The organism is Streptomyces swartbergensis (assembly GCF_002148965.1).
Taxonomy (GTDB): Bacteria; Actinomycetota; Actinomycetes; order Streptomycetales; family Streptomycetaceae; genus Streptomyces; species Streptomyces swartbergensis.
Map to the genome: position 1 here is coordinate 1 of NZ_NGFN01000515.1, position 4,055 is coordinate 4,055.

At 72.0% G+C, this 4,055-nt stretch carries 5 protein-coding genes; 2 read left to right on the forward strand and 3 right to left on the reverse strand.

Features of this window, described 5'->3' with window-relative positions; genetic code table 11:
- Window positions 1–111 precede the first annotated feature (111 nt).
- From CA983_RS41250 to CA983_RS41260, 3 genes are all read right to left on the reverse strand, one after another.
- Window positions 112–771: a class I SAM-dependent methyltransferase gene (locus tag CA983_RS41250; protein ID WP_086605789.1), complete on the reverse strand. Its 660-nt coding sequence runs from the start codon at window positions 769–771 to the stop codon at window positions 112–114.
- 64 nt (window positions 772–835) lie between these two features.
- Window positions 836–1,087, reverse strand: coding sequence for a glycine zipper domain-containing protein (locus CA983_RS41255; protein WP_086605790.1), 252 nt, complete (start codon window positions 1,085–1,087; stop codon window positions 836–838).
- Window positions 1,088–1,249: 162 nt separating this feature from the next.
- Window positions 1,250–1,453 (reverse strand): cold-shock protein, encoded by a 204-nt coding sequence (locus tag CA983_RS41260; protein WP_004984723.1) that lies wholly within the window; start codon window positions 1,451–1,453, stop codon window positions 1,250–1,252.
- 320 nt (window positions 1,454–1,773) lie between these two features.
- Between CA983_RS41260 and CA983_RS41265 the strand changes: the two genes are divergently transcribed.
- Together CA983_RS41265 and CA983_RS41270 are read left to right on the forward strand one after the other, a co-directional pair.
- Window positions 1,774–2,622 carry a menaquinone biosynthetic enzyme MqnA/MqnD family protein gene (locus CA983_RS41265; RefSeq protein WP_086605791.1) on the forward strand — a complete coding sequence of 283 codons (849 nt, stop codon included), beginning with the start codon at window positions 1,774–1,776 and terminating at the stop codon, window positions 2,620–2,622.
- A gap of 90 nt (window positions 2,623–2,712) precedes the next feature.
- A partial coding sequence (locus CA983_RS41270; RefSeq protein WP_086605792.1) for a serine/threonine-protein kinase occupies window positions 2,713–4,055 on the forward strand: 1,343 nt, incomplete at its 3' end.

Sequence of the window (4,055 nt, forward strand, 5' to 3'; positions counted from 1 at the left end):
GAGGTACGCGGGTTCGCGGGTTCGCGGGTTCGCGGGTTCGCGGGTTCGCGGGTACGAGGTACGCGGGTTCGCGGGTACGAGGTACGCGGGTTGGCGGGTACGCGGGTACGCCTAGGACATCGGCTCCTGCGGCTTGCGGGCCACCAGGCACGCCTGGGGGACCGGCTCCCCGAATGCCTCGTCGGGCTCCCGGAGGGTACGGGAGCGCAGGACGAAACCGGCGGCTTCCAGCAGGGCGGCGATCCGCTCCGGCCGGCGCCGCCGGAAGGTCAGCGCCACCTGGTGCCCGAAGGCCTCCTCGTATCGGCGGGGCTCGTCACCGGCCTGGAAGCCGAGGAGCAGGTGCCCTCCGGGCCGCAGGACGCGGCCGAACTCGGCGAAGACGTCCGGCAGCCGGTCGAGCGGGGTGTGGATGGTCGAGTACCAGGACACGACCCCGTCGAGCGAGCCGTCGGGCAGGTCCAGCTCCAGCATCGAGCCCCGCTCGAACCGCAGACCGGGATGCTCGCGCCGGGCGATCGCGAGCATCGACTCCGACAGGTCCAGCCCGAACACGGACAGCCCCCGCGACGCCAGGTACGCCGTCACCCGCCCGGGCCCACACCCGAGGTCGGCGACCTCGCCCCCCTCACCCACGAGCTCCGCGAATCCGTACAGCAGTCCCCGGTCCAACGGCGTGCCCATGGGCGCGTCACTGGAGTGAACGGCGTAGTCCTCCGCCACGGCGTCGTAGAAGACACGGGTCTCGGTCAGGAAGTCGGCTTCGGTCATGGCCCGACCATATGGCGAGGGACTGACATCGCCACCGCCACCGCCAGGGCTCGTCGTCCCAGCCCTACTGCGTAGGCCCGTCCCCGCGGTCCTCGCCCGCCTGCCGCGTCCCTGGCCCGGCCCCCGCGCCGATAGCCGTGCCCAGGCCGAGGCCCAGGGCCAGGCCCAGGCCGATGTTGTCGAAGACGGTCAGGCCGAGGACGAGCCCTACCGCCGTGCCGATGGACAGGCCGATGGACAGGCCCGATGCCGGGCGCTTGTCCGCAGGGGTGGGGGTGTCGCTGCCTTCCCCGTCGTTCTCCGGGTCTCTCTGCATCCGGGCGTCCTCCCATGCACCACGGGCAGAATTCGCCGGAAATTCACCGGGGTGTAAGGAGGGGCGTTCACCGGGGTGTAAGGAGGGGCGGAGGGAGTGGCGCAGGGGAGAAAGGCAGGAGCCCCGCCGCCTGACGGCGCGGGGCTCCTTGGGTACTACTGATCAGACCGGCGTGACGTTCTCAGCCTGCGGGCCCTTCGGACCCTGCGTGACGTCGAAAGACACCTGCTGGTTCTCCTCGAGGGACCGGAATCCGGTCGCATTGATCGCGGAGTAGTGGACGAAGACGTCGGGGCCGCCGCCCTCTTGGGCGATGAAACCAAAGCCCTTTTCGGCGTTGAACCACTTAACGGTTCCGGTAGCCATAAGCCCTCCTTGGGCCCAAAAGGGTTGCCCTGCTCCAGAACCAGCAAGTGTGAAGATTAATTCTGCACAACTGCATACGTCTGAGAATGACGAGAGCCCGCGGTCACATGCTCCGCAGGCTCTGTACTGCAAGGGAAACCAAACTGCAACTTGCGACGAGCCTAGCACGCAGCCCCCCGAATGCAATAGGGGTCAAGATCACGTCACCCGAATGTTTGAACATCCCCCCGCCGACTGGCGGAGAGGGCGCCGACCGCCGGTCACGGGCCCACCGCGGGGCCGGGCGCGGCCCCGTACGCCATGAGGGCTAGCCTCACGATGTGGACAATCCTCGCACCCGGCCGCGCGTCGGCCACATCCAGTTCCTGAACTGCCTGCCCCTGTACTGGGGGCTCGCCAGAACGGGCACGCTCCTCGACTTCGAGCTCACGAAGGACACCCCGGAGAAGCTCAGCGAGAAGCTGGTGCAGGGCGACCTCGACATCGCCCCGATCACCCTGGTCGAGTTCCTCAAGCACGCCGACCAACTCGTCGCCTTCCCCGACATCGCCGTCGGCTGCGACGGCCCGGTCATGTCCTGCGTGATCGTCTCGCAGGTCCCGCTGGACCGGCTGGACGGCGCCCGAGTGGCCCTCGGCTCGACCTCCCGCACCTCCGTCCGCCTCGCCCAGCTGCTCCTCGCCGAGCGCTACGGCGTACGGCCCGACTACTACACGTGCCCGCCCGACCTCAGCCTGATGATGCGGGAGGCCGAGGCGGCCGTCCTCATCGGCGACGCGGCACTGCGCGCGAACATGCTCGACGGCCCGCGCTTCGGCCTGGACGTGCACGACCTGGGCCGGCTGTGGAAGGAGTGGACCGGGCTGCCGTTCGTCTTCGCGGTCTGGGCGGCACGCCGCGACTACCTGGAGCGCGAGCCGGTCCTCACGCGCCAGGTGCACGAGGCCTTCCTCGCCTCCCGCAACCTCTCCCTGGAAGAGGTCGACAAGGTCGCCGAGCAGGCCGCCCGCTGGGAGGACTTCGACGAGGAGACCCTCGCCCAGTACTTCACGACGCTCGACTTCCGCTTCGGCGGCCCGCAACTGGAGGCGGTCGCCGAGTTCGCCCGGCGCGTCGGCCCGACGACCGGCTTCCCCGCGGACGTGAAGGTGGACCTGCTCCAGCCATGAGCCGGCCGGCGCTCCCGCACTACTCTGCTGGGAGCGCGCGTACGGGGCCCGGCGAGGGCCTGCGGGCGCCTACGGGGGAGGGGTGACGCCATGCGGCCGCTCGAAGTCGACGAACCCACCGTCGTGGGGCCCTACCGGCTGCTCGGCCGGCTGGGCTCCGGCGGCATGGGCCGCGTCTACCTCGGCCGCAGCGCCGGCGGCCGTACGGTCGCGGTGAAGATCGTCCATCCGCACTTCGCGCTGGACGAGGAGTTCCGGGCCCGCTTCCGCCGCGAGGTCGACGCCGCCCGCCGGGTCGGCGGCGCCTGGACGGCACCCGTCCTGGACGCGGACCCGGACGCGCGGGTGCCGTGGGTGGCGACGGCGTACGCGGCGGGCCCCTCGCTGTCGGCCGCGGTCGCCGAGGGCGGCGCGCTGCCGGCCCACACCGTACGGGTGTTGGGAGCGGGGCTGGCCGAGGCGCTGGCGGCGGTGCACGAGCTGGGCCTGGTCCACCGGGATGTGAAGCCGTCGAACGTACTGCTCACGCTCGACGGCCCGCTGCTGATCGACTTCGGCATCGCCCGGGCCACGGACGGTACGGCGTCCCTGACGTCCACGGGCGTGTCGATCGGCTCGCCCGGCTACATGTCGCCCGAGCAGATCCTCGGCAAGGGCGTCACGGGCGCCGCGGACGTCTTCTCCCTCGGCGCGGTCCTGGCGTACGCGGCGACCGGCGAACCGCCCTTCCCCGGGGACTCCTCGGCGTCCCTGCTCTACAAGGTCGTCCACGAGGAGCCGGAACTCGGCGGCCTGGACGGGCAGTTGCGCGAGCTCACGGCGGCCTGCCTGACGAAGGACCCGGGCACGCGGCCCGCCCCCGCCGAGGTGGCCCGGCGGCTGGCTCCCGAGGGAGCGGCCCGGCTGGTGGCGGGCGGATGGCTGCCGGGACCGCTGGTGGAACAGGTCAGCCGGAGCGCCGTGCGGTTGCTGAATCTGGAGGCGACGGGTTCGCACGGCGTGGGGCTTTCGGGCCCGGTCGGTTTCAGCAGCCCGTCCGTGGCCGCGGCCGAGGCAGAGGGTCCGGCGCAAGCAGTGGGGCCATCGGGTACGGGTACGGGCGGGGCCGCAAGCGCCGGCGTGTTCGGGCCACCGCCGGTGATGCCCACGCCGACCGGCCCCTCCGGCGCCGTACCCGCACCCCGGGACGGCGACCCGCGGAACACCACCGCGCCCGCCGACCGCCGCCCCGGCAAGATCTCCGTCTCCGTCGCGGCCACGTCCACGCCGGAGGACGGCGGGCGGGTGCGGAGGCTGAGCTGCACCGTGGCGCTGGCGGTCGCGGGGGCGATGGCGGCCGTGACGATCGGCTCGGTGTTCGTCTTCGACCTCCTGCCGGGCCGGACCTCCGACGACGACACGAGCGACTCCGGCGCCGGCCCCGGCTCCCCACC